This is a genomic window from Steroidobacter sp., from assembly GCF_036406195.1.
Taxonomy (GTDB): Bacteria; Pseudomonadota; Gammaproteobacteria; order Steroidobacterales; family Steroidobacteraceae; genus Steroidobacter.
On the sequence record NZ_DASWVW010000016.1, the window covers coordinates 84,884 to 111,496 of the forward strand.

Below are 26,613 nucleotides of genomic sequence, written 5' to 3' on the forward strand. Positions count from 1 at the left end.
GGGCGGTGCTACTCGTCGTCGTCTGATTCCTCGCCATCCTCATCTTCTTCGTCTTCTTTGCGCCGGTTGGTGAACCTCGCATTTCCCAGCCCCGTGCCAATCGTCAGCACGCCCCAGTGCTCATACTCACGCATGCTCGGCACTTCGCTCAGCCCCTGCACGACGGCGTCGTTGTGCATCACGATCACGGTCTCGTGATCGCCGATCCTGGGAATGGCCTCGCGCAGTCGTTCCGGGAGGTTGAAGCTCTTGTGCTCCCAATTGCCGGGCAGGTTCTGGCCGCCGCGCTCGATGGAACCGTCCGGAAGAATCACGCCAGGGCAGCCGATGCCGATGAAGGGCGCGAGATTGGCGCGGTCCTTCTCGGCGCGCTTGATCAATCCCGTCAACATATCGATGAGCCGCTGCACCGCGTGTTCGCGCTCGGGCTCGTCCTCCCGGTGACGCCACAGCTCGAAATGTCCGACCGCCGCCTGGTCGAAGTCCGGGCTGCGCTTGCGTCGCAGCTCGACGATGCCGGCGCGGATGTTGCTGCCGCCGATATCGACGGCCAGGATGCTGTCGTGTCCCGAAAGAATCCAGGAGGGCACCAGCTGAATGCAGCCAATCAGTCCGGCATGGTCGGCATGATGCCGGATCGGTTTGATATCCAAGTCGATGCCGTCGGCCTTGAGCAGCACCGAGGTGCGCCCGATGGCGAGCTCGCCGATGCGGCTGGTGCGCATGCCGCCGCCGACCACGATTGCCTCGGTGTGTTTCCAATCCTTCAGTTTCAGGAAGCGCCGGATCACCTGCGCGAACTCTTGCGCGAATTCCTCGATGGCGCCGTGAATCACGCCCGCCGCTTCGCCGTCGCCTTCGGTGAGCAGCTTGTCGAGTTGTTTCTTCCCCAGCTCCTCGCTGGGCTGCTCGCCCAGCGGATCGTCGCCGGCGCGGCTGACGCGATCGCGCCAGTCGTCCAGGATCGCCTGAAACGCACGGCGGCTGGCGCGGTCGCCGAGGAAGCCTTCGGGGCTGCGCATTTCGGCGTTGTAGGCATCCACGACCACCAGGCTCAGTACCTTGCCACCATGCGCCAGCGGCGACGCTGGCATGTCGGATTTCCTGGTTCTCTTGCTGCTCATGGGGGAGGGCTCGATCGCACGATGTCCATAGCAAACACGCGGCGTTGGATTACGTTCCGGAGGAGCTTGCCGGCACGATGGAAATGCCGCCGCTGCGTTCCAGCACCGCGTATTTGATTTGTTCCAGGCGTTCCAGGCCGTGCAGTTCGCGCGCCGCAATCAGGATCTCCTGCTCGTCGATACGCGCGCGATCCATGCGATCGCGCAGTAGCTTGCCGTGATCGACGATGACCACCGGCGTGTCGTCGATGATGCGATCCAGTGTCCTGGAACGCAGCTTGAGCAGCGACAGGCCGATGTCGAGCAGCACCAGCGTGCCGATCACGATGGCGGCGTTGATGATGGAAAAGTCCTCGGCCAGCAGCGCCTGCTGGGTCGCCTCGCCAATGATCAGCAACAGGATGAAATCGAACACGGTCACCTGGGCGAGAGTGCGCTTGCCGGCGACACGCATGATGACCAGGAGGATCAGATAGACGGCGGTGGCGCGCAGTACGGAGTCCATGTCGAGGCTCCTTTGCTGAAAGAAGTGACTGGTGACTGGTGATGACTGGTCAGAGGGGCGCTCGCATGGCTGGCGCGGTTACGGATAGACGATCTGCCTGAAACTCACCTCCTTGGGCCTGCCGGGCGGTCCCACCTGGAGGCGGGCGTCGAGCAAGCCGGCCTCTAGTGCTCGCAGATGCACGCGCACCGACATCGATTTGCTGTTTCCCTCGGTGCGGAAGCGCAGCTTGCCGGCCGATTGTCCTTGACTGGATTCGACCGGCTGCGGGAACGTTTCGGTGATCTGCACGCCGTGCAGATACTCGTCGTTGATGGCCAGCTCGATCGAGTCCGCGCCAGCCGGCACTGGAAAAGTGATATCCAGCAGCTGCGGCGTCACGCGACGACAGAACCGTTGATAGTCGATGCGCACCTGGCCATCCGCGCTGGTCGCGGTCGTGTGGCTGAGCGGGCCGTCGCCGAACAGGCCCAGCAGCGCGCCGGCAATGAACAGCACCAGCAGGCCGAAGGCGAGTCTCTCGATACGAGAATGACCTCGATACTCGGGCAGTCCCAGCTGTGCTTCGGCGCTGCGTTTGGCGGGCATAGGTGTTCCGTACCCATGCAAATGCCAGGAACCGGAGGATTGTTCCTACAGGCGCGGTGAGGCTTCAGGCTTGCGACAGGACCTGGTCGATGAGATGTTCGGGCAACTGCCACGCCCGCAAAGTCTGCTCGTCGATCCCGACATTCGGCTGGATCGCCGAGGGCGTAAGAGAGAAGCGGGGTGCCGGTGCGGGTTGAACGACACCGCCGGGAGCGACAAATGTTCCTCGCGCGACGTTGTGCGGATGCTCGACAGCTTCGCTCATCGACAGCACTGGCGCGAAGCACGCGTCGGCGTTCCCCAGCAGCTCGCACCATTCGGCCTGCGACTTGCTGGCAAACACCTGTTCGAAGCGTGCGCGCATCGCCGGCCAGCAATTGCGATCTGTATGGTCGGGAAACTCGCTGGTGGAGATTTGCAGCTTGCCGATCAATGCAGCGAAGAATTGCGGCTCGAGCGCACCTATACAAATCCACTTGTCGTCAGCGCAGCGATAGGTGTCGTAATAAGGTGCGCCACCGTCGAGCAGGTTGTCTCGTCGGTGCTGGTCGCGCCATTGGCCGAGCGAGCGCAAACCGAACATCATGCTCATCAGCGAGGCGGTGCCATCGGTCATGGCGCAGTCGATGACCTGGCCGGCTCCGGTGCTGCGCGCATTCAACAAAGCTGCGAGCACACCCATCGCCAGATACAGCGCGCCGCCGCCGAAGTCTCCGACCAGGTTGAGCGGTGGAACCGGCTTCGTGGCAGTGCCAATTGAATGCAGCGCGCCGGCCAGCGCGATGTAGTTGATGTCGTGGCCAGCCGTGTGCGCGTTCGGACCGTGCTGACCCCAACCGGTCATGCGTCCGTACACCAGCTTTGGATTGTCCGCGAGCAGCGTGTCCGGTCCGAGGCCGAGCTTTTCCATGACGCCGGGCCGAAAGCCTTCGATGAGCGCGTCGGCACCACGGCTCAAGGCACGACACACTTCGATGCTGGAGCGCTGTTTCAAGTCCAGGGTCAACGTAATCCTGCCGCGGTCGAGCACTGCCTCGAACGATTGCATCGGATTGTTCGGACGCGCGATCCGTAACACCTCCGCTCCCAGATCGGAGAGCAGCATGCAACAGAACGGCGCCGGTCCCAGGCCTGCGAATTCCAGCACTCGCACGCCGCGCAGCGGACCTGTCGCGGCGGGTCGATTCGATGTTTCCATTAGCCAGCTTGTTACCAGACTTTGCCCACGTCCCGGCAGAACACCGGCCGGCGCTTTTCCTGAATGGCTTTGACGGCTTCGCGGTGATCGGCGGAGCGCGCGGTGACCGACTCGTAGCCGATGCCCGCATCCATCACGGCGTGCGCGACGCGCTTGAGCTCGAGATTGAGCAGAACCTTGGTCCAGCGGATGGCGTTCATCGAGCCGTGCTGCAGGCGATTGCAGAAGCCGACCACCGCATCGTCGAGCTGGCTGGGCGCGACGCAATGATTGACCAGGCCGATCTGCTCCGCCTTGCTGGCGCTCATGGGCTCGCCCGTCAGCAGGAATTCCTTGGCCCGGCCCAAGCCGATGCGCTGGGCCCAGAGGGCCGCGCCGCCATCGCCCGCCACCAGGCCCATGCAGACGTGCGGATCGCCGATCTTGGCGCCGTCGGCCGCGTAGATCACGTCGCACAGCAGGGCGAGCGTGGCGCCCAGGCCGATGGCCGGACCATTCATTTTGCAGATGAGCGGCTTGTCCAGGTCCAGCATGGCGAACACCACTCGCTTGGCGATGCGCGCCTCGTGATCGAAGCGTTCCGGTGCCGCCGCGACATGCGCCAGGTGTTCGATATCGGCGCCGACGCAGAATGCCCGTCCAGCGCCGGTCAGCACCACGATGTCGGACTGCTCGTCGCTGGCGATGAAGTTGAGCGCGTCGGCCAGTTCGTCATGCATTTCGAGATTGATGGCGTTCAACACGTCGGGGCGGTTGAGCGTGATCGTCAGGACTCGATCTCTTCTTGTCAGTGCCAGGGTGCTGTAGGTCCGCACTTTGGGTCACTCCCCCTTTGAATTTTGAACACCCGGGCCAGAGCGTGGCCCGATAGCAATCATCTGATAATCTCCCCGGAGACCACGTTATCACCCTCCGCCACGAAGGTGAATCACAGCGAGCGGGCGATCACCATCCGCTGGATGTCGGAGGTTCCCTCGTAGATCTGGCACACGCGCACGTCGCGGTAGATCTTGGCGAGGCCGAACTCCTCGAGATAGCCGTAGCCGCCCAGCGTCTGAATGGCGCCCGAGCACACGGCTTCAGCGGTTTCCGAGGCGACCAGCTTGGCCATCGACGCTTCCTTCAAGCACGGCGCACCGGAGTCCTTGACGCTGGCCGCATGCAGGACGAGTTGGCGCGCGGCTTCGAGGCGGGCGGCCAGATCCGCCAGCCGGAAACCCACGGCCTGGTGCTCGATGATGGGCTTGCCCATCGAGCGGCGCTCCTTGGCGTAGGCGGCGGCAATTTCCAGCGCCGCGCGCGCCATGCCAACAGACTGCGCAGCGATGCCGATTCGCCCCGCTTCGAGGTTCGACAAGGCGATGCGATAGCCCTGGCCTTCGGCGCCCAGCCGTAATTCCTCCTCGATGCGCAAGTCATCGAAGCGCAGCCCGCAGGTGTCCGAGGCCTGCTGACCGAGCTTGTGCTCGACCTTGTCGACGACATAACCCTGGCGATCGGTCGGTACCAGGAACGCCGAGATGCCTTTCTTGCCGGCCTCCGGATCGGTCACCGCGAACACCAGTGCCAGCCCGGCGATCTTGCCCGAGCTGATGAACTGCTTGCTGCCGTTGATCACATAACCGCCAGCCACTTTGCTGGCACGCGTGCGCAGCGCGGAGGCGTCCGAACCTGCGTCGCTCTCGGTCAGCGCGAATGCGCCGATCATGCGGCCGCTGATGAGCTCGCCGAGGAAGCGCTGCTGTTGTCGATCGTTGCCATCCTTGAGCAGCGCCGACACCATCAGGCTGTTCTGAATGGAGAGAATGGTGGAGAGCGCGCCGTCGGCCGCGGCGATCTCCATCAATGCCAGTGCGTAAGAAACGTAATCCGCACCCGCGCCGCCTTTGTCCTCCGGCGCCGTCATGCCCATCAGGCCCAGCTCGGCGAGCTCCTGGAACAGCCCCGGCGGATAGCCTCGCTCCGCTTCGAAGCGCTGCGAATTGGGACGAATGCGTTCCTGGGCGAATTCGCGGACGGAATCGGCGATGGCTTGCTGTTCGGCGCTGAGTAACATCGGTGCATCTTCGGGTGAACGGGAAAGCGCAAGAATGACGACGGAAGTCGCCCGGCGCAACGTTCGGGAGAAACCGGGTCGACGGGTGCGAAAAACGGTCGCGTACGCTCAATAGTGCGCATTCATGTTGCACGGATCGTGGCGGCGGGTGAGCCGCGGCTGGATGTTGCTGTCGCGCATCAACACTCGCAGTGACGCTTTTTGCGGTTCCGCCAGGGAACCGCGTTAGCGCGCCGCGACTATTGGGATGACATAGGCTCAACGCAGACCTGGCAGCGATGGTGGCCATCCGGCCCAAGTCTCTAGAGGCGCCCGACGCGCCTCGTGGTTCAGCGGATCGCGACAGCAGCTCAAGGGGTCCAAGGCCGCTCGTGAAAGTATGGGCGGCTGTGCTCTTGCTTCACCTGTTGATGATCTGTACTGGCCAGATCAGCTACCACATCGCGGTCATCATCAATGATATTGCGTGGACGATTGCCGCCGCCCTGGCGGCGATCAGCAGCATTCGCGCCGCTGCTTCAGTGCACGGCTGCGAGCGAGCGGCGTGGCTGCTGTTCGCGGCTGGCGCGATCGCGTGGGCCGCCGGCCAGATCATATGGAATGTCTACGAGATCTATCTCGGCGTCCGGGCTCCGTTTCCGAGCTACGCTGACATGGCCTATCTCGCGTTCAGTCTGCTCATGATCGCAGGCCTGTTCGTGCTGCGTGCCACGCAGGGGGAGCGCCGCCTGACGTGTTTGCGCGCGGCCAACCTCGCCCTGCTCTTGTGCAGCCTCGCGTCGGTCCTCATCACCTCGTTTGCTCAGCCGATTGGCGAGATTCGGCGTCCGTTCGACGCCGCAGCGATCCTCGTGACCGAGAACGCATCCATCGCGCTGGCATTCATCATCGCGGTGTACTTCCTCTGGTCGTATCGCTGGGGCGATCGGCTGCTGCCCTACGGATTGATCACGCTCTCGCTCGGCGTGCACATGATCACCGGCTTGCTGTACACGCGAGAGCTCATCGCCGCCGAGTACGGCGCCACGAGCTTTTTCAATGCCGGCTGGCTGCTGGCGTTCGCGCTCCATCAATGGGCGGCGGAGGCGCAGGTCAGCAACAAAGTCAGCGGGCAGGCAAGTTCATTGTCGCTGCAGCAGAGCCAGGGGTGGGTGGAGGCGATCGTGCCCTCGTTTCTGCTGCTGTGTGTGGCCATCTCCGCCATCGCGCTGGCGGAGGAGGCCACCCCGACCACGATCTATCTACGATCCTCCGTGCTGGTGGCTTTCGCGGCCATCCTGGCTTCTCGTGAAGCATGGCTCTATTGGCGCAAGCAACAGCTGCGAGAAGCGCTCGACATTTCGGAACAAACACTAGCGAGAGCGCGCGAGCGGCTGCAAGAGCTGGATGCCGAGCGCAGCGACCTGGAACGCGTGATCGAAACCACGGCGCGGGCGGGCAGGGTTGGCCTGTGGGAGTGGAATGTCGCGACCAACGTCGTTCGCTTCTCCCCCGAATACAAGCGGCATCTGGGCTACACGGAGCACGAGCTGAACGATGATTTCGAGGAATGGCAGAGCCGGCTGCACCCGCAGGATTACCCCAGAGTGATGCGCGAGCTGGAGTCCTTTCTACGCGACCCACACCGGGAATTCGTCAGTGAGCAGCGGCTGCGGCACCGGGACGGCTCCTATAGATGGATGCTCGTGCAGGGCACCATGTCGTTCGATACGGCCGGCCGGCCGGTGCGCATGATGGGCTCGTTGGTGGACATCACGCAGTTCAAACAATTGGAGCAGTCGCTGCGCGAGAGCGAGGGCCGCTATCGCGATCTGGCCGATGCGCTCGAATCCCGGGTGATGCAGCGAACGCGTGAGTTGTCCAATGCATATCGCGAGTCGCAGAACTTCGCGTATGCGGTGGCGCATGACTTGAAGGCGCCGTTGCGGGCCATCAATGGCTTCTGCGCCATGCTCGAACAAAGCGCGGGCGACCGACTGACGCATGCCGAGCGCAGCTACGTGGAGCGGGCCCGGGAAGGCGCGATACGCATGGCGGGCCTGATCGACGATCTGCTCGACTACTCGCGGGTCGAGCATCGCGAGCAGCGTCTGGGCCCGATCGACTGCCGGGAGTTCGTACACGAGTTGCTCGAATCCATGACGGAACGGATTGCGGAGTCGCGCGCGGAAATTTCGGTCGATCTGGATGACACGCCGGTCCTGGCGGATAGCGAAGGGCTGCGCATCGTGTTGCGCAACTTGCTCGACAACGCCTTGAAATTCTCGCGTGCCGCGGACCAACCACGCATCGTCATCAATTCGCACGTGGACGGCGGACGTTACATCCTCACGGTCAGAGACAATGGCATCGGCTTCGAGCCAGCCTACGGCGAAAGGATCTTTGACATCTTCAATCGCCTGCACGCGTCGGGCTACGAGGGGACGGGCATTGGCCTGGCGCTGGTGCGCAAGGCCGTGCAGAGAATGGGAGGTGAGGTCTGGGCGGAGTCCACGCCGGGCCGGGGCGCGACGTTCTATGTCAGCTTGGAGGTGGCGAGCGAGAAGGACGGGCCGATCGACGAGGAGCGCACATCGTTCGATGCGGCTCCCCAGAAGTGAGCTCGAAGCCCCTCAGGGAGCGCGGCTGAGCTGGTACGCCTGCATGATGGTGGCGTACTTGGTCAGCATGTTCGGGACTTCCCAGGCCGGCAGTTGTCCCGAACGCAGGTACTTCAGGAAGTTCTCCGTGACCTGCGCGAAATGCGCTTCGTGCCCGACGTTGTATTTGTCCGGCACAGTGACCGCCCACCGGTCGCCGTCTGGGCGCACGCCCACTCCAGGGTAGTCGCTCTGCAACGATGCAATCGCCGCTGTCACGGCAGCTTCGTGGGCGGCAGCGCTCACGTTGCTGGCGCGCTCGATGTACAGCACCGGCTTGAATTGCTGGGCGGCGCCTTGCTGGATGGTCAGGGTGGCCTTCGAGCCGCGCATGACCGAGAAGTGCGTGTCACCGCCGCCCGGCGGAGCTTCGAAGGCCCACTTCACCGACACCAGCGCATGCACATCGCGCAGCCGATAGGTAAATTCGCCATTCGCGTAGACGTTGAGCACGCCGTTCTGGACGTCCGGCTGCAAGAAATCCGGGAACGCCGTTGCCCCTGTAACTTTGGTGAATTGTTCGAGCGTCAGCGGTGTGCGCGTGCGCCGTGCGCTCAACACCTTTGCGTCGCTGGGCTGCAATGTTTGTTCGGGAAATGCCTGCCACTGCACCAGGTCCACCAGATGCGTAGTGACATCGACCAGTCCCTCGCCCTGCTGGCGAACATCGAAGAACCACTGCGGCCGTTTCAGAGGCGAGCCGGCCACGACCTTGGAGAAGTGATGCACGCTTTCCTTGCGAATCGCCGGATCGGCGGGCGTGCCCTCGAGCAGCGTGCCGAACAAGTCCGGCTGCCGTGACAACTCACGCTGCAGGATCGAGGTGATCTCGAAACGTTCGGTCATGATGTCGTAAAGCAGTGTGCCGTTCTTCTCGGCGATGGCGAATGCCTGCTCGATCTCGTCCAGGTCCGCCGGCGTGATCGCCATCGGCTTGTCGGCGAGCACGTTCAAGCCCGCCTGCATGGATTTCAGGATGTACTGCGCCTTCTGGGCATTGTTGCCGGAGATGACGACGACGTTGCCGTCCCCCTCCCTGAGCATGCGTTGCAGATAGTCCGGGCCGGTGTAAAGCTCGGTGCGCCAGTGCGTTGGTTGCTCCTTGCGAGTGTTGAAGCCTTCGATGCGCTTCATGTGCTCGATGACGTCGTCTCCCTGCGGGGCATAGACGTGCACCAGCGGATCGACGCCCTGGTACATGAGCTTCTGCACCAGGGCGGCATGGAAGTGACCGGGATCGAGCGTCATGAGGCGCACCGAACCGGTCACGCCTTCGGCATGGGCACTCGAGAACACACCGAACATCAGCGTCGCGCCGATGAAGCTCTGCAACCGAATTCGCATCATTCAATCTTTGGGTAATCGAAGCGGGGCTATTGAATCGGGAGCAATCACGCTAGTGAACGACCGGGCGCTCAAGTAGCGGCCAGGCCCGATACGCCGTAGGGCTCCCGTTCCGGACGCGACAGCAGGGCATTCGCCTCGGCATCGTCGACGAAACGTTCGGCTTGCGCGTCCCAGGTGAGCGGGCGCTTCAGTTTCATTGCGATCCAGCTCACGATGCACGCGCTGCCGCTGCGATGTGCGACACGCGCGGGCGCGAGCGGGTCCTTGCGGGAGATGACGCTCTCCAGCCAGTTCTTGTGATGATTGTCGCTGCGAGGCAGCTCGACTTTCAGTCCTTTGGGGTCCAGCAAGCGCGGGTCGCTGGCATCGAGCGGCGGCAACGTGTTGCCGGATTTGGGATCGCTGGCGGTCGCCTGGCCGTCGCGTGTCACCCAGATCCAGCCGTCGTCGCCGAGGAATTTCAGACCGTTGTTGTGCTGGTCGGAAACATGCACACGGATGTCGCCGGGATAGGTGAGCTTGACGTCGTATGCGCCGTGAACGTTCCAGATCCTGTTGGTAGGAAACTCCGCGGTGCCTTCGACGCGCGACGGTCCGGTCGATTCCAGATTCAAAGCCCAGTGCATGGTGTCGTAGTGGTGCGAGCCCCAGCCGGTGATCATGCCCAGGCAGAACGACTCGTTGCGCAGCCAACCCGGTCGTGAGAAGCCTTGGCGCGGATGCACGCGCTGCTGCGTGTAATAAGCGAACCCGGCAGGCCCCAGCCACTTCGTGTAGTCGAGCTCTTCCGGCACCGGCTGCACCGGATCGTCCGGGGCGGTGGGATCGATGGGCAAACCGATCTCGACGCGCCGGACCTGGCCGATGCGCCCCGAGCGAATCAGCTCGGCCGCCTGCCTGAATTGTTTCCATGAGCGCTGCTGGCTGCCGACCTGCAGGATGCGCTTGGTGCGGGCCACTGCATCTCTGAGCACGATGCCTTCGGCGATGGTCATGGTGAATGGCTTCTGCAGATAGACATCCTTGCCGGCGAGCACCGCCGCCAGCGCAGGCTCGGCATGCCAATGGTCCGGCGTGCTGATGACCACGGCATCGATGTCCTTGCGCTGGATGATCTCGCGATAGTCGCCATGCACGCTGATCGGCGGCACGGTGAGGTTGGCATCGCGATAGAGTTTTTCCAGATGGACCTTGCCGCCGGCGGCACGATTGGCATCCACGTCGCACACCGCGACGATGTCGGCGAGCCCGGATTTGAGAACGCCGGGCATGTCATGGTCGCGTGCGATGCGGCCACAACCGATCTGGCCCACTCGAATGCGGCTGTTCGGACCGGCTGCTGCCAGCAGCCGGTCCGGCAGGATCAACGGCAACGACACACCCAGCAACGTCTTGCCAAAGCTACGGCGGGAGATGGCGCTGGCGGGGTGTCGTGATCTCATGTCGACCTCTCGATAGTCCCTAGAATTGGCCGCGAATGCCCAGAATGAACTGGCGCCCCGGCTTGTTCAACGTATTCGTGCGGTTCTCGTAACCGTAGAACGAATACTCCTCCTCATCGGTCAGATTGAGCGCTTCGAAGCTCAGCGTCAGTTCCTGGCCGAGCGCATCGAAGTTCACACTGCTGGACAGATCCAGGTAACCAGCCTCGCGGCGATAGCTGGTTTCCAGTGACGTCGAGCCGCAGTTCACCTCGCACTCGACGTAGTCGTCGCGATAGTTGTACGACAGGCGCACCGCGAAGCGCGGGGTCTCGTAGTACGCCACGGCGTTGTAGTTGGTTTCGGCAAGGCCGAGGATGGTCTGGCTGCCAGAGTCCAGGCGCGTGTAATTCAGCGTCACGCCCAGGCCCGGCAGCAGCTGATCGAGGCGTTGCTGGTAGAGCAGCTCGAGGCCCTTCAGATAGGTCGTCTCCTCGATGTTCACGGGCGTGTTGAACAACAGGATGCTGTCGAGCCCGTCGGGCAGCAGTGCCAGGATGGTCGGGTCGGTGATGGTGTCGATCGAGATGCCGGCGTTGCGGAACGGCTGCGGCACGTTCTGTCGCTCCACGAAGCCGGTGATCTCCTTGTAGAACAAGTTGCCGCCCAGCACCGCGCCTTCGGCGAAATACCATTCCAGGCCGCCGTCGAGCTGGTCGGCGAGATACGGCTCCAGGGCGGGATTGCCTTGCTGCACGCGGCCATCGGTGGTGATGAACGTGAACGGCTGCAGGTCGCCCGGATTGGGGCGCGTCATGGCCTGGGAGGCGGAGAACCTTGCCAGCAAGCGATCGGTCACGTCATAGGAGAGATTCAGCGACGGCAGCGTTTCGGAATATTCGCCATCCGTGAACCTGGGACCGTAATCGCTCTGATCCAGCCCGAACAGGTTGGCGGACGCCGCCGGCGTGGTCGGCGTGATTACGAAGCCGAACATTTCGTGCTTGGTCTTGACGTAGCGCAGGCCGGCATTGACGCGCAGGGTGCGGCCCCACAGATCGAACGCAGCATTGCCTTCCACATACGCCGACAGGCTGTCTTCGTCGAAGGTGCCGGAGTTCTGGTAGTCCAGGTTGGCGGCAGCGTCCAGCGCATCGGGATTCATCATGCCGCTGAACGCGCGCAGGTCGCTGACGATCCAGCGGTTGTAGCCGGATGGGCCGTCGAAATGCTCGCCGTAGTTCACCGGCACGACGCGGGCGAAATTGGCGATGTTGAATTCGTTGAGATTGGCGCTGCCGGTGTATCCGAAGGGCGTCAACGCAGCTCCCTGGGCCACACCGACGGAAGACGAGTAGGCGATGCGCTCGCGCGTGAAGTTGCTGGCGAGCGCGCCAACTCGAATGTTTCTTTCGTCGTCGCCGAAAGTGAGATTCAACGAAAAGTTTTCGGTCTCTTCATCGCGCGTCCGCGGTTGCACGCGCACGGTGTCGAACCGCCAGTTGCTCACATCGGCCAGATCCAATTGCGGAGTGATCACCGGAATGCCGCCGTTCACGGCAATGTCGACCTGGCCGGGCTGCGACAGGAACAGGTACGTGGTCATGCGCCAGCGGAAATCCGACTCCGCCTTGGATGCCTTCACATCCAGGGCGATGTTGTCGGTGATCTGCCATGCGGCGCCGATACCGAGGTGCTTGAAATCCGATTCCTGCTGGAACAAGCGGTTTTCCGACCAGAACTTGGCGCCTAGCAGGGTGCCGCGCGTCAGCGTGTTGTTCTGGTCGATCTGGAAGTTGCTGGGTGTGAGATAGCCGAACCCGGTCGCTCCTGCGGTGTTCGGCGTGGTGTTACGTACCAGCAGATTGTTGGTGTAGCGATCGAAGTCGGACTCCAGCTTGGCGTAGATCACATCGAGGTTGAGCAGCAGGTCGTCGTTGGGCGCCCACTGCAACGCCAGCGTGCCGCCGACGCGATCGCGATCGCCGACCTGCACTTCCGGTCGGCCCAGCCGCGGCACTTGCGCATTGGCCAGCGCCGCGTTGCTCAGGCCGGATTCGTTGATGAAATCCGGCGCCTGGTTGGCCGCCGAAGCTTCCACGCTCGGCAGGTTCCATGTAAAACCGGCCGCATACCCTGTCGCAGGCGGGTTGCCAGTGACTCGGCCCGAGGTCCAACCTTGCGAAGACCAGCCGTCGGTGCGGAACGTGCGCTGTGACATCGAGAAACTCAGCAGCGCACCGAATTTGCCATCCCAGTTGTTGCTGATGAGGAAACTGGCGCGAGGATCGATCTCTTCGGACGACGATTGATACGCGCCTTGCAGCTGATAGCTGCCCTGAAAACCGTTGTAGTCGAACGGGCGCGGCGTGCGCAGGTCCACGGTGCCGGACAGACCGCCTTCGACGAGGCTGGCGCGCGGTGTCTTGGACACCTGCAGCATGCTGAAGATTTCCGAGGGCAGCAGGTCGAAATCGAATTCGCGATTGCGCGCCTGCTGATCCACGCTGCCTTCGGAGGCCGCCGAAATCGGCATGCCATCGAGCAGCACGCGAGCGAAACTCGGCCCCATGCCACGCAGCGAGATTTGCTGGCCTTCGCCGTTGGTGCGGGAGATTTGCACGCCGGGCACGCGCTGCAGGGCTTCGGCCAGGTTGTTGTCCGGCAGCTTGCCGACGTCCTCGGCCGAGATGGAATCCGTGAAGTTGACCGATTGGCGCTTGGCTTCCAGCGCCACTTCGAGACTTTCGCGAAAACCGGTAACCACCACTTCTTCGAGTTGGCCACCAGCCGGTGTTGTTGTTGTTTCCTGTGCAGCTGCCAGGGTCCCCAGACACAGCGACAGTAAACCTGCGCCAGTCGTAGCAATGCCTCGACTCATCTTCAGCTCCTCCGCTCTCGTTGGCCACTGCAGGGTCGAATCGACGGGAGGAATGTTTGATCTGTCGCGGACGAGCGCGACCGCGCCGCTGGCAGCGGCGTTCTGACCTGGTAGTTCCCCCTGACCGGCCACGTTCGGCGTTGGAAAGTGGCCTGACCAGTGGATTGTTAGACGGCTAGGGCAAGGCTGTCAATGCTGAATTGTGATCGCTAACATGGCCTGACCAATTTAACTCAGGATTGGTCGGGTCGCATGCTTCTGCGCCAGCAGCACCAGCTCGGCCGCGAGCAGCGCCTGCTGCTGATCCTGCGCAACCTGGGTGCGCTCGACGATGTCGGTGACGAACTGCGGGCCGAACGGCAGCTCGACGGCGCTGCAGTCGATGTAGCGCGCCTGTTTGTTGTCGACGATGTAGAGGTGATTGCCGCCCGACAGATTCGAGGCCACATTGATGTACTTGCGCAACTCGAGGTAGCCCTCGGTGCCGAGCACGAACAGGCGACCGTCGCCCCAGGTACCGAGCCCGTCGGGCGTGTACCAGTCGACGCGCACGTAGCCGGTGCCGCCGTCACCCTGGATCAGCATGTCGCCAAAATCCTCGAAGCGAGGATGTTCGGGATGAGCGAGATTGCCGGTCTGGGAGGCGATCACGCGCGCCCTGGTGCTGTTGGTGTAGTACAGAAATTGATCGGCCTGATGCGAGCCGATGTCGGTGAGAATGCCGCCGAAGCGGGCCTTGTCCCAGAACCAGTCCGGACGCGACGGCGCGTTCACCCGATGCGGCCCCAGATTGATGGTCTGGATGACCTTGCCGATGGCGCCTCGCTTGATCAACTCACCTGCGTACACGGCCGCGCGCACTTCGAGGCGTTCCGAATACATGATGGCGAACTTGCGGCCGGTTTCCGCGACCGCGCGGCGCACTTCCTCCAATTGTTCGAGCGTGACGATGCCCGGCTTGTCGGCGAGATAGTCCTTGCCGGCTCGCATTGCCCTGACGCCAAGAGGCGCGCGCTGGTCGGGGACAGGCGCGCCGAGAATCAATTGAATCGACTTGTCCTCGAGGATTTCGTGCTCGCTGCGCGCGACCTTCACGTCGCCGAATCTGGCGAGAAAATCAGCTATTTGTTGCTTGTCGGTGCCATACACGGCCACTACCTTGCCGCCACCACGTTGCACCGCCTGTGTCATGCCATAGATGTGCGCATGATCCAGGCCGATGACGCCGAAGCGAATGGAATGTTTGGCTTCGGGCGCGGCGCTTTGCGCCTTCTCGTGTATGGCCGAGCCTGCAGCGGTCTGCCCGAATGCCGACGAAGACAGGGCCGAGAATGCTCCGGCGAGGCCGGTGGCTTGCAGAAAGGCGCGTCGATCTGTGCTGGTCATGAAGCTGTTTCCTCGAAGAACCGCGGATTTGTCTAGAGCGGACGGATCTTGATGCTGCGGAAGCGGACCTCGTCGCCATGGTCCTGCAGCAGGATATGGCCCCGTTCCAGTCCACCAAAATTTTCGACGTCCTTGAACTTGCTCGCGGCCACGCGGGCGCGGAAGTCCTCGGAGTTGCGATTGAAGCTCAGGACCCTGACGCCATTGAGCCAATGCTCGATGTTTCCATCGGCGGTCGCGACGATGCGCGCATGCTGCCACTTGCCGATCTGGGGTGCGATGCCGACGTTGGTCATGAGACGGCCGCGCGGTTGGATATCGTACAAGGACGCCAAGGTGCGATTGCCGTCTTTGCCTAGCCTGGCATCGTCGTGCCGCTCGTCGTCGAGCAGCTGATATTCGAGTCCCAGCAGGCGGTCGGTGCCGTAGTCGCCGACGAAATACAAAATGCCGCTGTTGGCGCCAGGCGTGAGCTGGAAATCGAGCTGCAGCTCGAACGCGCCAAAGGTATGGTCGGTGACGATGTCGCCGCCGCCAGCGCCGGTGACGATCAACTCGCCGTCCTTTATTCGCCAGCCGCGCGTCGGAAACGCATTGTCCTTGACGCTGCGCCAGCCCGACGTGGAAGTTCCGTCCCACAGCAGCTGCCAGCCTTGCTTGCGTTCCACTTCGCTCAGGTCATTGGCAATGGTGTTGCGGACGAAGATGCCGGTCCCGACCGGCGAGGCGGCCGGGTGTTGTTTGATCCGCAGATTGCGCCAGTGGATCTTGCGGCCGGCCTCGTCGGGCTTGTCGATCGAATGCACCTGCAGCGCGATGAAGCCGTCTTGGTAAGTGGCGTCCAGCACATGTGCGGACAACTTGCCGTTGACCCAGGTGCGCATCGATGGGCCGATGGCCTCGATGCGGATCTGGTTCCATTCGTTGAATTTATACAGGCCCGGCTGCGGATTCAGCGTGCCCGGATACCACCAGCCGCTCATGGCTTCATCGTACAGACCGCCGCTCCACTGGCGCTCCGAAGGGTCGAGATCCATCTGCGGGCCGTGCACACGGCCGGCCATCACATCGGGCTTGCTCTGGCTGCGAAACTGCACGCCGCTGTTGGTCGGGCCAACCGTCTGCTTGACTTCGAATTCCAGGATGAAATCGTCGAAGGTGCGTTCGGTGGCCAGGAAACTGTTGGGCGTGCCCGCCTTGGTGGTGCCGACGATGGCGCCGTCGATCACTTCGTAACTGGCCGCGCCGTTGACCAGGCGCCAGCCGCTGAGCGATTTGCCGTCGAACAGCGATTGCCATTCAGCTTCATCCGCCGCCTGTGCCACGCCGGCCAACAGCGGCAGCATCGCGATCCATCTCAGGACGAGCTTCATTGTCGAGTCCCTCGCGTTGAAATATCGTCCGCCGAATCGGCGTGGCGCCGAGCATAGCGGACCGGGACGCAGCGAGGTACTGAGGGCCGATATCAGTTTTGCGAGCGGGATTCTTTCAGGTCGCGCACCATGTAGTCGATCGCACGCATCCAAGCGGTGTCGTTGTCGCCTCTGAATGCGAAGGACTTGCGCGCCAGCACCTGTTCCGATGCCACGTCGTGAATTTCGTAATGAAGCGACAAGACCAGCGCGCTGACGCGATAGACCCAGGAGACGAGCACCTGGTCGGCGCCGAGCTGCCGGCCGATGTCGAGATCGCAGCCGTTGCAGTCGTGCAGATAGCGATGGCGGGATTTGAGCTGATCGATCGCGTCCTGCGCCGGCGCTGTGTCAACCAACTGATACATGCCGGTGCTGGCAAGACTGTCCCGGAGCTTGGCGCTGGCTGCTTGCAGTCGCGCTTCGTGTTCCTTGGCGAATTCAGGCCCGCCGAGATCTCCGATGATCTCCATATCGAGGACCACGAGGGTGGGACGTTCGGCCGCGGCTGCGACTGAACCGGCGACGCAGGCGAGCAGAGCCAGGGCGAAGCGGAATGATTGCGTCATGCGGCGATGGTAGGACTGCCATTGTCTGGCGGTCCAGCCGGTAAATCGGACGTGGCGCCTGGCGCGTAATTCATGCACGATTGTGGCCGATCGAGTGTCCATTCGGGTCAAGAACATCACCATGCGATTCATCTCCGTGCTTGCCGTCCCGGTCGTGCTTGGCTCCCTGGCCGGCTGCGAGCAGCGCGCGCCGACCGTGTATGTACTCGAAGGGGAACAAACAGTCGAGTTGAACGCATCCGCGTCGCCGACCACCGTCAAGCTGGGCGAAAATGTCGTGCTGCACGTCGAGCAGCGCACCACCGGCAATTGGAAACAAATCCCGCGCAACGAGCTCAAGCCCGGCCAGTGCTGGGTCTATCGGCCGCCGGTGGAAGTGGAGCCGGAAGTGGCGCACAGCGTGCAGTGGGAAGTGATCCCCGAAGGCGCCGTGCAGTTCCCGCAGGAATATCAGCTGAACAAGAGCCGGGTTGCCACCATGATGGTCAAGGGCACCGTGAAGTTGACGCCCATCGGCAAGGTCAAATGCGAAGAAGGCCGCACCGTGGTCGGCTCCACGGTGGAGATCGAAGTGACCTGACGGACCCGCCGTCATGGGGGCGGGCGGAAGGAGCTGCTCGAGTTTCTGGGGCCGTCCTCGCCGATCGCGAATATGCGCGAATATGCGCTGAGCAAGCCGCGCGGCCGGCGGGCAACGGGTCAGAACACCGAGCGCACCACCCATTCGCCGGCCGTGCCGACCAAGGACATCACCAGCGCGCCGCCCAGCGCCCAGCCGAAGCTGTCGATCTTCAAGTGATCGGTGAGCTTATCGGTCAGGACCAGCAGGATCGCATTGATGATCCAGCGCGTGATGAAGGCGAGCAGCCAGGCGATGCCGAGCGTCGCGACGGTGAACAGCGCGAACAGCAGCCAGCCCAGGAGAAAATTCAGCACGCCAAAAATGGCGGCCACCAGCACGGCGCTCTTGGGCCCTTTGACATGGAAGCCAGGCAGAACGGCATCCGTGACCCAGACCGCCAGGGACAGGATCAGCCAGGAGAGGATCAGGCTCATGAGTCATGCTCCTTCGACCGGCTCGTGCCGCAAGGGCACGTAACAATGCGTGCACGTAACAATCGCAAGACTAACACCAGAATGCCCGGCTGCGATGCACTGCTGGCATTAGCCCATGACCCGATTGACAAACGTTCAATCTGGCTGGAATGGACGCGACGCCGCTCCTGTCCTCAGGCTTCGATCCGGCGGCTCGCCGGAGTTTCGCTGGTCTGGCCGTAGGCGGAGCAACGTTCGGGATCCGTGGGCCGGACTTCGTAACTCAGCCCGCAGGCGAGGCAAGGATTCTGCGCGGCGAGTGCGGCCGCTTCTTCAAGGCTGCCGGCCCTGAAAAACCAATAGCCGCCGATTACTTCCTTGGTTTCCGCGAACGGACCGTCGGTAATGCCGTGCTTGGAGACCACCCTCTTCTCGCGCGACAGCCGCTGACCGGAATGCATCTTGCCCGCCGCGACCAGCTGGTCACGCCAGAGATAGAAAGCATCGATGGCTTGCTGGATCTGCTCGGGAGATTTGTCCTCGTCCCACTGGCCCTTGGAAATGATCATGTAATCGGACAGCGCCTGGTTGTCGCTCGTCGGGCTCATGGCTTCCCACCTGTGTCTGATCGACTGTATGGATAACCAGAATAGCAAACGTCGGAGGGCGTTGTCTGGAGTGGCAGCGCATGCAACCGCGAGCGGCGCAATCATTGCGACGTCACGCGTATTCATTCATATCGCAATGCCTGGACGGGATTGGCGCGCGCCACCAGCAGCACATGGCCCCAGATCGTGGCCAATGCGACACCAGCGCCCCCATCCCGAGGGCGCATTGCTTATGACGATCGTTTACGAAGCTCTTCTGCGCGTAGCCACGGCGTCCGCCAGTTGCTCGAGGACTTGCACTGAGGTTGGCCAGTCGATGCAGCCGTCCGTAATGCTCTTGCCGTATTCCAATGTTTGTCCAGGCACCAGGTCCTGGCGGCCGGCTTGCAGATGGCTTTCCACCATCACGCCGCTGATGCGTTGCTCGCCGGCAGCGATGCGCTCGGCAAGGTTGGCCACCACGACGGGTTGGTTCTCGGGCCGCTTGGAACTATTCCCATGACTCACATCGATCATGATGCGCGTTGGCAGTTTCGCAGCTTCGAGCTGACGGCATACCGCATCGACGCTGGCAGCGTCGTAGTTGGGCTCCTTGCCGCCGCGCAGGATCACGTGGCAATCCTGGTTGCCGGTGGTGGTCGCGATGCCGCTGTGGCCTTCCTTTGTGACAGCGAGAAAATGATGCGGATTGGACGCCGCCTGGACGGCGTCGATGGCGATCTTCACATTGCCGTCGGTGCCGTTCTTGAAGCCGACCGGACAGGACAGGCCCGAGGTCATCTCGCGATGCACCTGGCTTTCGGTGGTGCGTGCTCCGATCGCGCCCCACGCCACCAGATCACCGATGTACTGGGGGGTGATGATGTCGAGGAATTCGCAGCCGGCCGGCAAGCCGAGACTGTTCACGTCCCGAAGCAGCTGCCGCGCGATGCGCAGCCCGCGATTGATATTGAAGCTGCCGTCGAGGTCGGGATCGTTGATGAGCCCCTTCCAGCCGATGGTGGTGCGCGGTTTCTCGAAATACACGCGCATGACGATTTCCAGCTCGCTCTTGAAGCGCTCGCGCTGTTCGCGCAGCCGGCGCGCATAGTCCAGCGCCGCTTCGGGATCGTGAATCGAGCAGGGGCCGATGACCACGGCCAGGCGGTCGTCGCGACCGTGCACGATGCTCTGTAGAGCCCGGCGGCTTTGCTCCACCGTGGCTGTGGCGGTTTCGGAGCAGGCGTATTCGCGCATGACTTGGTAAGGAGGGACCAGCTCCCTGATTTCGCGAATGCGCAGATCATCGGTACGGGCGTTCACAGTGACTCCAGTTGAGGGCCAGTCATGGCGGCAAAAAAAAACCGCCAGGGGACTGGCGGTTTTTTCGTCGATTCTCGTTCGGGGTTTCAGCAAATCGAGCTCGATCCTTCCGCCAGCGGGTTCGGATACCGGAAATAGTAAAAATAGCGCCAGAAGCGGGCGGGTGAGCGATTCATGTGCCGTTTGATAGCACAAGTCCACGGGATTCGGCAACTAATCCTGTGCAAGACCGGTCCGTCGGAGCGGCAACGCTTGGGCCGGGGAGCGTTCGTCGGATGAAATCCGGCAGATAGGGCGACGCTCGAGCCCGAGTAGCGGCAAGCGCCAAGGCATCCGCACCCGCAGGGAAGCGCAGCCGCCCCGAAGTATCGTTTGCGGCACGCCATGCGGCATCAGCTATATCCGCTTCCGTGGTCACCGGAAGCCGCAAGCTAACGCTGGGCAGACGCGATACGCCGCACCAGTTCGCTTTCCTCGACAGTCTTGCGAATGATGGCCGTGCCGTTCTCCAGCAGAAAGCTGCGAAACGCCGCGGTGATCGGTGACAGGTGCTTGTCGCGCAGGTGAATCACGAACCAATCGCGGAGCAACGGCAAGCCGGCGACATTCAATATGGTGAGCTTGCCGGCGGCCAGCTCCAGCGCCACCGTGTGGATGGAGATGAAACTGATGCCCATCCCGGCCATCACCGCTTGCTTGATGGTTTCGTTGCTGCTGACTTCCATCGATGCACGGATCTGCACGCCATGCTCCTTGAACACATGCTCCATCGACGCGCGCGTTCCGGAACCGGCCTCGCGAATGATGAAGTTCTCGCTGCTCAACCGCTGCAATGGAATGCGCCGCTTGTTTGCTAACGGATGATTGGGCGCGGCGATGATGACGAGCGGATGCTTGGCGAACGGCTCGGCCACCGTCACCAACTCGCGCGGCGGCCGGCCCATGATCACCAGGTCGATCTCGTTGGACGCCAGCTGATGGATGATTTCTTCCCGGTTGCCTACCGTGAAGCGGATGGTCACCTCCGGATACTTCGGAGCGAATTCCGACAGCAAGGAAGGGGCGAAATACTTGGCCGTGCTCACGGCGCCAAGTTTCAGGACACCCCGTTTGAGCCCGCGCATGGCGGAGAGCGATTCACCCGCTTCGCGTAGCAGTTCCGTTACTTGGGACGCATAGCGCAATAACTCATCACCGGCTGCCGTGAGATGGATCTGCCGGCCGAGGTGCTCGAGCAGCGGCATGCCCACTTCGGTCTCCAGCAGTTTGATCTGCTGGGAGATGGCGGGTTGGGTCAGATGCAGCTCGCGGGCGGCCCGCGTGAACGAGCGAGACCGCGCCACCGCGGCGAAAACTCGCATTTGTCTCAACGTGACGTTGCGCATCGGCATGGACAGCTCCGGATCACGCAGCAGAAGCCCGCGGGCGACACCATAGCCCGCCGCGCTGGATAAGGAAAGCTTATGTTGGGACCAACTAAATCGAATTGGACCTAATGGGTCGAGACAGGCGACGCTGTGCCCCAAGTGGTGGCAGTGACGAGGCAACGACGACCATGAAGAAAATGGGCAATCGCGCCGCACCGGAAGGGGCAGCGGAACGTTATCGGGCCGGCGTCCTGAAGTATGCGCAAATGGGCTACTGGGACAGCGGCTATCGACCCAAGGACACCGACGTGCTGGCGCTGTTCCGCATCACGCCCCAGGAAGGCGTCGATCCGAGCGAAGCCGCCGCGGCCGTCGCGGGTGAGTCTTCAACGGCGACCTGGACAGTGGTGTGGACCGACCGGCTCACGGCTTGCGATCGCTATCGCGCCAAGGCGTACAAGGTCGAGCCCGTGCCCGGCTCGCCCGGACAGTACTTCGCGTACATCGCTTACGACCTTGACCTGTTCGAGCCCGGCTCGGTCGCCAATCTGACCGCGTCGATCATCGGCAACGTGTTCGGCTTCAAGCCCATCAAGGCGCTGCGGCTCGAAGACATGCGCTTCCCGGTGGCCTACGTGAAGACGTTCGCCGGGCCGGCCACCGGCATCGTCGTCGAGCGCGAGCGGCTCGATAAGTTCGGCCGCCCGCTGCTCGGTGCCACCGTCAAGCCGAAGCTCGGCCTGTCCGGCAAGAACTATGGCCGCGTGGTCTACGAGGCGCTCAAGGGCGGGCTCGACTTCACCAAGGACGACGAGAACATCAATTCGCAGCCGTTCATGCATTGGCGCGATCGTTTCTTGAACTGCATGGAGGCCGTGAACCGCGCCGAAGCCGCGACCGGTGAGATCAAGGGCCACTATCTGAATGTCACCGCGGCCACCATGGAGGATGTGTACGAGCGCGCCGAATTCGCCAAGGAGCTGGGCTCGGTGATCGTGATGATCGATCTGATCATCGGCTACACCGCGATCCAGTCGATGTCACGATGGGCGCGTAAGAACGACATGATCCTGCACCTGCATCGCGCCGGTCACAGTACATATACGCGCCAGAAGAATCACGGCATATCCTTCCGTGTCATTTCCAAGTGGATGCGGCTGGCGGGCGTGGACCATGTGCACGCCGGCACCATCGTCGGCAAGCTCGAAGGTGATCCGAACTCGGTGCAGGGTTTCTACAACGTGCTGCGCGAGCCGCACAACCCGCTGGATCTGCAGCGCGGCATCTTCTTCGAGCAGGACTGGGCTGGTTTGCCGGGCGTGATGCCGGTTGCTTCCGGCGGCATCCATGCGGGGCAGATGCATCAGCTGCTGTCCTATCTCGGCGACGACGTGGTGCTGCAGTTCGGCGGTGGAACGATCGGTCATCCCATGGGCATCGCCGCCGGCGCGACCGCCAATCGAGTGGCGCTGGAAGCGATTGTGCTGGCTCGCAATGAAGGTCGCGACATCTGGCGGGAAGGGCCGACCATCCTCGCCGATGCCGCCAAGCATTGCACGCCGCTGCGAGCAGCGCTGGATACGTGGGGCGAAGTCACGTTCGACTACGCAAGCACGGACACGCCCGACTTCGTTCCGACGCCGACCGCCGCCGCCTGAAGTAACTACGCGAGACAACAGCTATGCGACTCACTCAAGGCACCTTCTCGTTCCTTCCCGATCTCAGCGACGCGCAGATCACCGCACAGATCGAATACTGCCTGGAGCGCGGCTGGGCGGTGTCGGTCGAGTACACCGAGGATCCGCATCCGCGCAACACGTACTGGGAAATGTTCGGCATTCCCATGTTCGACCTGAAGGACGCCGCCGGGATCATGCGAGAAGTCGAGGCGTGCCGACGCACGTTCCCGAACTGTTACATCAAGGTCAATGCTTTCGATGCCACGCGCGGCATCGAGTCGGTGCGCTTGTCGTTCATCGTCGCGCGCCCGGCGGAAGAACCTGGTTTCGAGCTGCTGCGCGAAGAGGGCCCGGGTCGTCAGGTGCGATATTCGTTGCGTTCGTACGCAACGCGGCGGCCGGAGGGGCATCGCTACTGAGCAGCGGTTGGCGGTTAGCGGTTGGTGGCTAGCCGGAACCGCACTAACCACCAACCGCCAACCACCAACCGCCAACCGCTGGCTTCGGTTGCAGGGGATATTCGTTGCATGAACTCTGTGCTCAGACAATCCGTTGGCGATGAGGCACTCGGCGTGGGCCTCGATCTTGGTGCGGCCTTTCGCGATTCGAATGTCGCGGAGGTGCTCGACAAGCTCGACTCCGAGCTGATCGGCCTCGCTCCGGTGAAGTCGCGCATTCGTGATATTTGCGCCTTGCTGCTGGTGGACACTCTGCGTCGCCAGGCCGGGCTGAGTACCGAGGCGCTGTCTCTGCACATGAGCTTTACCGGTAATCCGGGCACCGGCAAGACGACTGTCGCGCTGCGTATGGCGGAGATCCTGCATCGGCTGGGCTATGTGCGCAAAGGCCACATGGTGGCCGTGACTCGCGATGATCTCGTTGGTCAGTACATCGGTCACACCGCGCCGAAGACGCGCGAGGTGCTGAAGCGCGCCATGGGCGGTGTGCTGTTCATCGACGAGGCGTATTACTTGTATCGGCCGGAGAACGAGCGCGACTACGGCCAGGAGGCCATCGAGATCCTGCTGCAGGAAATGGAGAACCATCGCGACGACCTGGTGGTGATTCTGGCCGGCTATGAAGACCGCATGGAGCGCTTCTTCCGCAGCAATCCGGGCCTGTCGTCCCGCATCGCGCATCACATCACGTTCCCGGACTATACGTCGGAAGAGCTGCTGGAGATCGCGGCGCTGATGCTCGATCAGATGCAGTACGTCTTGAGCGCCGACGCAGAGGTCGCGTTACGGGAATACATCGAGCTGCGACAGCACCAGCCGCACTTCGCGAACGCGCGATCCGTTCGCAATGCGCTCGATCGCGCGCGCCTGCGTCAAGCCAGTCGCTTGTTTGCACACCGCGGCGGCACGCTCGAAAGGAGCGATCTCATGACTATCGAAGCTGCCGACATCCGGGCCAGCCGGGTGTTCTCGGAAGCCGCCGGCAGACCGACAACCGATACGCACGACAATCACCGGGAGTAGCCACCATGACGCTCGCACCAGCTACGTTGACTCGATTTCTGATCGAAGAGCAACGCCGCCACGAGGATGCCACCGGCAATTTCACCGCGCTGGTGAACGATGTCCGGCTGGCGTGCAAGCGCATCGCGACGCTGATCGGCAAAGGTGCACTGTCGGGTGCGGTGGGCTACGCCGACTCGGTGAATGTGCAGGGCGAAACGCAGACCAAGCTGGATGTGCTGGCCAACGAGATTTTCATCCGCACCAACGAGTGGGGTGGCCAGCTCGCCGGCATGGTGTCGGAAGAGATGGAAAAGCCCTATGCGATTCCGGCGGAGTATCCCTGCGGCAAGTATCTGTTGCTGTTCGATCCGCTGGATGGCTCGGCCAATGTCGATGTAAACGTCGCGGCCGGCAGCATCTTCTCGGTGCTGCGTTGTCCGGAAGGCGTGACCGATCCGACCGAGCAGGACTTTCTGCAGCCAGGCACGGAGCAGGTGTGCGCCGGCTACGCGATCTACGGTCCATCCACCATGCTCGTGCTCAGCACCGGGCGGGGCGTGCACGGCTTCACGCTCGATCGCGAGATCGGCGAGTTCATGTTGACGCATCCAGACCTGCGTATCCCGGAGACCACGTCCGAGTTTGCGATCAACGCGTCGAACTCGCGCTATTGGGAGGCGCCCATCAAGCGCTACGTCCGCGAATGCCAGGAAGGCGCCAGCGGTCCCCGCGGTCGCGACTTCAATATGCGCTGGGTGGCAGCCGTGGTGGCCGAAGCACATCGCATCCTCATGCGCGGCGGCGTTTATATGTATCCGCGCGATCGCAAGGATCTCGCCAAGCCTGGTCGCCTGCGCCTGCTGTACGAGGCGAATCCGCTCGGGTTTCTGATCGAGCAAGCCGGCGGCCGCGCCAGCACCGGACGCGAGCCCGTGCTGACCGTCAAGCCCGACAGCCTGCACCAGCGCATCGGTTTCATCTTCGGGGCCAAGGCGGAGGTCGAACGCATCGAGCGCTATCACCGCGAGTGCAACGATTTTGAATTCAAGGCGCCGTTGTTCGGCTCCCGCAGCGTTCTCAGAAGTCCCGCATAACGAGCAGGTGAGCAAACACACATGTCAGCCACGCATCCCATCATTGCCGTGACGGGTTCCTCGGGGGCCGGTACGACATCGGTCATGCGGACCTTCGAGCAGATCTTTCGTCGTGAATCGATCACCGCCGCCTTCATCGAAGGCGACAGCTTTCATCGCTATGACCGCGAAGGAATGAAACAGAAAATGGCCGAGGCGGTCGCGCAGGGCGACACGTACTTCAGCCATTTCGGGCCGGACGCGAACCTGTTCGAGGAGCTCGATGGCCTGTTTCGCACTTATGGAGAGTGCGGCCGCGGCAAGCGACGCCGTTACCTGCACGATGAGCAGGAGGCGGCGCCCTATGGTCAGAAGCCCGGAACATTCACCGAGTGGGAGGACCTGCCGGAGCCGACCGACGTATTGTTCTACGAAGGGTTGCACGGCGCCGCGGCTCACGGCGATATCAACATCTGGAAGCATGTGGACCTGCTGATCGGCGTCGTGCCGGTCATCAATCTCGAGTGGATTCAGAAGCTGCATCGTGACCGTGCTACGCGTGGCTATTCGACGGAGGCGGTGGCCGACACCATCCTGCGGCGAATGCATGACTACGTTCATTACATCTGCCCGCAGTTTTCCCGCACGCACATCAACTTCCAGCGCGTGCCCGTGGTCGACACGTCCGATCCGTTCATCGCGAGGTTCATCCCCACGCCGGAGGAATCGTTCCTGGTGATCCGGTTCGCGAACCCGCAGGGCATCGACTTCCCATACCTGCTGTCGATGCTGCACGACTCGTTCATGTCCCGTTCCAATACCATCGTGTGTCCGGGCGGCAAGATGGACCTGGCCATGCAGCTGATCTTTACGCCGATGATCCTGCGGCTGATCGAACGCCGTAAGGAATCGCTGGCGCGCCGCTCGACTCGCTCCAGCCTGAAGCTTGCGGAGGTTTGA

Annotated in this window: 23 protein-coding genes and 1 pseudogene; 7 read left to right on the top strand and 17 right to left on the bottom strand. The window is 62.6% G+C overall.

Annotation, left to right across the window (positions count from 1 at the left end):
- Positions 1-8 precede the first annotated feature (8 nt).
- The 6 genes from VGE08_RS05770 to VGE08_RS05795 all read right to left on the bottom strand — a co-directional run bounded on the left by VGE08_RS05770 (position 9) and on the right by VGE08_RS05795 (position 5,471).
- A complete protein-coding gene (locus tag VGE08_RS05770; protein WP_331066897.1) occupies positions 9-1,124 on the bottom strand; it encodes a hypothetical protein in 1,116 nt (371 codons plus the stop codon).
- 49 nt (positions 1,125-1,173) lie between these two features.
- Positions 1,174-1,629, bottom strand: coding sequence for a DUF421 domain-containing protein (locus tag VGE08_RS05775; protein ID WP_331066898.1), 456 nt, complete (start codon positions 1,627-1,629; stop codon positions 1,174-1,176).
- Between the two features lie 78 nt (positions 1,630-1,707).
- Complete coding sequence (locus VGE08_RS05780) at positions 1,708-2,217, bottom strand: hypothetical protein (RefSeq protein WP_331066899.1); 510 nt, start codon at positions 2,215-2,217, stop codon at positions 1,708-1,710.
- A 64-nt stretch (positions 2,218-2,281) separates the two neighbouring features.
- Entirely contained in the window at positions 2,282-3,415 is a 1,134-nt protein-coding gene (locus tag VGE08_RS05785) for a CaiB/BaiF CoA-transferase family protein (RefSeq protein WP_331066900.1), read from the bottom strand.
- A gap of 11 nt (positions 3,416-3,426) precedes the next feature.
- The gene (locus VGE08_RS05790) at positions 3,427-4,230 is read right to left on the bottom strand and encodes an enoyl-CoA hydratase/isomerase family protein (protein ID WP_331066901.1); all 804 of its coding nucleotides are present in this window, start codon (positions 4,228-4,230) and stop codon (positions 3,427-3,429) included.
- A 113-nt stretch (positions 4,231-4,343) separates the two neighbouring features.
- Positions 4,344-5,471 (bottom strand): acyl-CoA dehydrogenase family protein, encoded by a 1,128-nt coding sequence (locus VGE08_RS05795; RefSeq protein ID WP_331066902.1) that lies wholly within the window; start codon positions 5,469-5,471, stop codon positions 4,344-4,346.
- A gap of 371 nt (positions 5,472-5,842) precedes the next feature.
- On the opposite strand from VGE08_RS05795, the gene VGE08_RS05800 reads away from it, so the two are divergent.
- The gene (locus VGE08_RS05800; RefSeq protein WP_331066903.1) at positions 5,843-8,071 is read left to right on the top strand and encodes a sensor histidine kinase; all 2,229 of its coding nucleotides are present in this window, start codon (positions 5,843-5,845) and stop codon (positions 8,069-8,071) included.
- Between the two features lie 12 nt (positions 8,072-8,083).
- Here VGE08_RS05800 and VGE08_RS05805 read toward each other — a convergent pair whose 3' ends face one another.
- The 6 genes from VGE08_RS05805 to VGE08_RS05830 all read right to left on the bottom strand — a co-directional run bounded on the left by VGE08_RS05805 (position 8,084) and on the right by VGE08_RS05830 (position 17,126).
- A complete protein-coding gene (locus VGE08_RS05805; RefSeq protein ID WP_331066904.1) occupies positions 8,084-9,457 on the bottom strand; it encodes a putative oxidoreductase C-terminal domain-containing protein in 1,374 nt (457 codons plus the stop codon).
- Positions 9,458-9,525: 68 nt separating this feature from the next.
- Entirely contained in the window at positions 9,526-10,899 is a 1,374-nt protein-coding gene (locus VGE08_RS05810; protein ID WP_331066905.1) for a Gfo/Idh/MocA family oxidoreductase, read from the bottom strand.
- Between the two features lie 19 nt (positions 10,900-10,918).
- Positions 10,919-13,759 (bottom strand): TonB-dependent receptor, encoded by a 2,841-nt coding sequence (locus VGE08_RS05815; protein WP_331066906.1) that lies wholly within the window; start codon positions 13,757-13,759, stop codon positions 10,919-10,921.
- Between the two features lie 228 nt (positions 13,760-13,987).
- Positions 13,988-15,145 carry a Gfo/Idh/MocA family oxidoreductase gene (locus VGE08_RS05820; RefSeq protein ID WP_331066907.1) on the bottom strand — a complete coding sequence of 386 codons (1,158 nt, stop codon included), beginning with the start codon at positions 15,143-15,145 and terminating at the stop codon, positions 13,988-13,990.
- A 32-nt stretch (positions 15,146-15,177) separates the two neighbouring features.
- Positions 15,178-16,518, bottom strand: a complete 1,341-nt coding sequence (locus tag VGE08_RS05825; protein ID WP_331066908.1) for a DUF1080 domain-containing protein — start codon at positions 16,516-16,518, stop codon at positions 15,178-15,180.
- 92 nt (positions 16,519-16,610) lie between these two features.
- Entirely contained in the window at positions 16,611-17,126 is a 516-nt protein-coding gene (locus VGE08_RS05830; RefSeq protein ID WP_331066909.1) for a DUF3280 domain-containing protein, read from the bottom strand.
- Between the two features lie 121 nt (positions 17,127-17,247).
- Between VGE08_RS05830 and VGE08_RS05835 the strand changes: the two genes are divergently transcribed.
- Positions 17,248-17,706 (top strand): hypothetical protein, encoded by a 459-nt coding sequence (locus tag VGE08_RS05835; RefSeq protein ID WP_331066910.1) that lies wholly within the window; start codon positions 17,248-17,250, stop codon positions 17,704-17,706.
- Between the two features lie 119 nt (positions 17,707-17,825).
- On the opposite strand, the gene VGE08_RS05840 is transcribed toward VGE08_RS05835, so the two are convergent.
- The 5 genes and pseudogenes from VGE08_RS05840 to VGE08_RS05855 all read right to left on the bottom strand — a co-directional run bounded on the left by VGE08_RS05840 (position 17,826) and on the right by VGE08_RS05855 (position 21,462).
- The gene (locus VGE08_RS05840; RefSeq protein ID WP_331066911.1) at positions 17,826-18,182 is read right to left on the bottom strand and encodes a phage holin family protein; all 357 of its coding nucleotides are present in this window, start codon (positions 18,180-18,182) and stop codon (positions 17,826-17,828) included.
- A 173-nt stretch (positions 18,183-18,355) separates the two neighbouring features.
- Positions 18,356-18,769, bottom strand: a complete 414-nt coding sequence (locus tag VGE08_RS05845; protein WP_331066912.1) for a YciI family protein — start codon at positions 18,767-18,769, stop codon at positions 18,356-18,358.
- 243 nt (positions 18,770-19,012) lie between these two features.
- A complete protein-coding gene (locus VGE08_RS05850; protein ID WP_331066913.1) occupies positions 19,013-20,071 on the bottom strand; it encodes a 3-deoxy-7-phosphoheptulonate synthase in 1,059 nt (352 codons plus the stop codon).
- A gap of 310 nt (positions 20,072-20,381) precedes the next feature.
- Positions 20,382-20,489: pseudogene (locus VGE08_RS26300) on the bottom strand (short-chain dehydrogenase/reductase); the annotation flags it as partial.
- Between the two features lie 13 nt (positions 20,490-20,502).
- Positions 20,503-21,462, bottom strand: a complete 960-nt coding sequence (locus tag VGE08_RS05855; RefSeq protein ID WP_331066914.1) for a LysR family transcriptional regulator — start codon at positions 21,460-21,462, stop codon at positions 20,503-20,505.
- A 173-nt stretch (positions 21,463-21,635) separates the two neighbouring features.
- Between VGE08_RS05855 and VGE08_RS05860 the strand changes: the two genes are divergently transcribed.
- The 5 genes from VGE08_RS05860 to VGE08_RS05880 all read left to right on the top strand — a co-directional run bounded on the left by VGE08_RS05860 (position 21,636) and on the right by VGE08_RS05880 (position 26,613).
- Entirely contained in the window at positions 21,636-23,096 is a 1,461-nt protein-coding gene (locus VGE08_RS05860; RefSeq protein ID WP_349258644.1) for a form I ribulose bisphosphate carboxylase large subunit, read from the top strand.
- 23 nt (positions 23,097-23,119) lie between these two features.
- Positions 23,120-23,536, top strand: a complete 417-nt coding sequence (locus VGE08_RS05865; RefSeq protein ID WP_331066916.1) for a ribulose bisphosphate carboxylase small subunit — start codon at positions 23,120-23,122, stop codon at positions 23,534-23,536.
- Between the two features lie 108 nt (positions 23,537-23,644).
- Complete coding sequence (gene cbbX, locus VGE08_RS05870; protein ID WP_331066917.1) at positions 23,645-24,598, top strand: CbbX protein; 954 nt, start codon at positions 23,645-23,647, stop codon at positions 24,596-24,598.
- Between the two features lie 5 nt (positions 24,599-24,603).
- A complete protein-coding gene (locus VGE08_RS05875) occupies positions 24,604-25,674 on the top strand; it encodes a class 1 fructose-bisphosphatase (protein WP_331066918.1) in 1,071 nt (356 codons plus the stop codon).
- A 21-nt stretch (positions 25,675-25,695) separates the two neighbouring features.
- Positions 25,696-26,613: a phosphoribulokinase gene (locus tag VGE08_RS05880; protein WP_331066919.1), complete on the top strand. Its 918-nt coding sequence runs from the start codon at positions 25,696-25,698 to the stop codon at positions 26,611-26,613.

Coding starts and splice junctions, on each gene's coding strand:
- VGE08_RS05770 (WP_331066897.1), bottom strand. CDS start 1,124: ATGAGCAGCAAGAGAACCAGGAAATCCGACATGCCAGCGTCGCCGCTG.
- VGE08_RS05775 (WP_331066898.1), bottom strand. CDS start 1,629: ATGGACTCCGTACTGCGCGCCACCGCCGTCTATCTGATCCTCCTGGTC.
- VGE08_RS05780 (WP_331066899.1), bottom strand. CDS start 2,217: ATGCCCGCCAAACGCAGCGCCGAAGCACAGCTGGGACTGCCCGAGTAT.
- VGE08_RS05785 (WP_331066900.1), bottom strand. CDS start 3,415: ATGGAAACATCGAATCGACCCGCCGCGACAGGTCCGCTGCGCGGCGTG.
- VGE08_RS05795 (WP_331066902.1), bottom strand. CDS start 5,471: ATGTTACTCAGCGCCGAACAGCAAGCCATCGCCGATTCCGTCCGCGAA.
- VGE08_RS05805 (WP_331066904.1), bottom strand. CDS start 9,457: ATGATGCGAATTCGGTTGCAGAGCTTCATCGGCGCGACGCTGATGTTC.
- VGE08_RS05810 (WP_331066905.1), bottom strand. CDS start 10,899: ATGAGATCACGACACCCCGCCAGCGCCATCTCCCGCCGTAGCTTTGGC.
- VGE08_RS05815 (WP_331066906.1), bottom strand. CDS start 13,759: ATGAGTCGAGGCATTGCTACGACTGGCGCAGGTTTACTGTCGCTGTGT.
- VGE08_RS05820 (WP_331066907.1), bottom strand. CDS start 15,145: ATGACCAGCACAGATCGACGCGCCTTTCTGCAAGCCACCGGCCTCGCC.
- VGE08_RS05825 (WP_331066908.1), bottom strand. CDS start 16,518: ATGAAGCTCGTCCTGAGATGGATCGCGATGCTGCCGCTGTTGGCCGGC.
- VGE08_RS05830 (WP_331066909.1), bottom strand. CDS start 17,126: ATGACGCAATCATTCCGCTTCGCCCTGGCTCTGCTCGCCTGCGTCGCC.
- VGE08_RS05835 (WP_331066910.1), top strand. CDS start 17,248: ATGCGATTCATCTCCGTGCTTGCCGTCCCGGTCGTGCTTGGCTCCCTG.
- VGE08_RS05840 (WP_331066911.1), bottom strand. CDS start 18,182: ATGAGCCTGATCCTCTCCTGGCTGATCCTGTCCCTGGCGGTCTGGGTC.
- VGE08_RS05845 (WP_331066912.1), bottom strand. CDS start 18,769: ATGAGCCCGACGAGCGACAACCAGGCGCTGTCCGATTACATGATCATT.
- VGE08_RS05855 (WP_331066914.1), bottom strand. CDS start 21,462: ATGCCGATGCGCAACGTCACGTTGAGACAAATGCGAGTTTTCGCCGCG.
- VGE08_RS05860 (WP_349258644.1), top strand. CDS start 21,636: ATGGGCAATCGCGCCGCACCGGAAGGGGCAGCGGAACGTTATCGGGCC.
- VGE08_RS05865 (WP_331066916.1), top strand. CDS start 23,120: ATGCGACTCACTCAAGGCACCTTCTCGTTCCTTCCCGATCTCAGCGAC.
- cbbX (WP_331066917.1), top strand. CDS start 23,645: ATGAACTCTGTGCTCAGACAATCCGTTGGCGATGAGGCACTCGGCGTG.
- VGE08_RS05875 (WP_331066918.1), top strand. CDS start 24,604: ATGACGCTCGCACCAGCTACGTTGACTCGATTTCTGATCGAAGAGCAA.
- VGE08_RS05880 (WP_331066919.1), top strand. CDS start 25,696: ATGTCAGCCACGCATCCCATCATTGCCGTGACGGGTTCCTCGGGGGCC.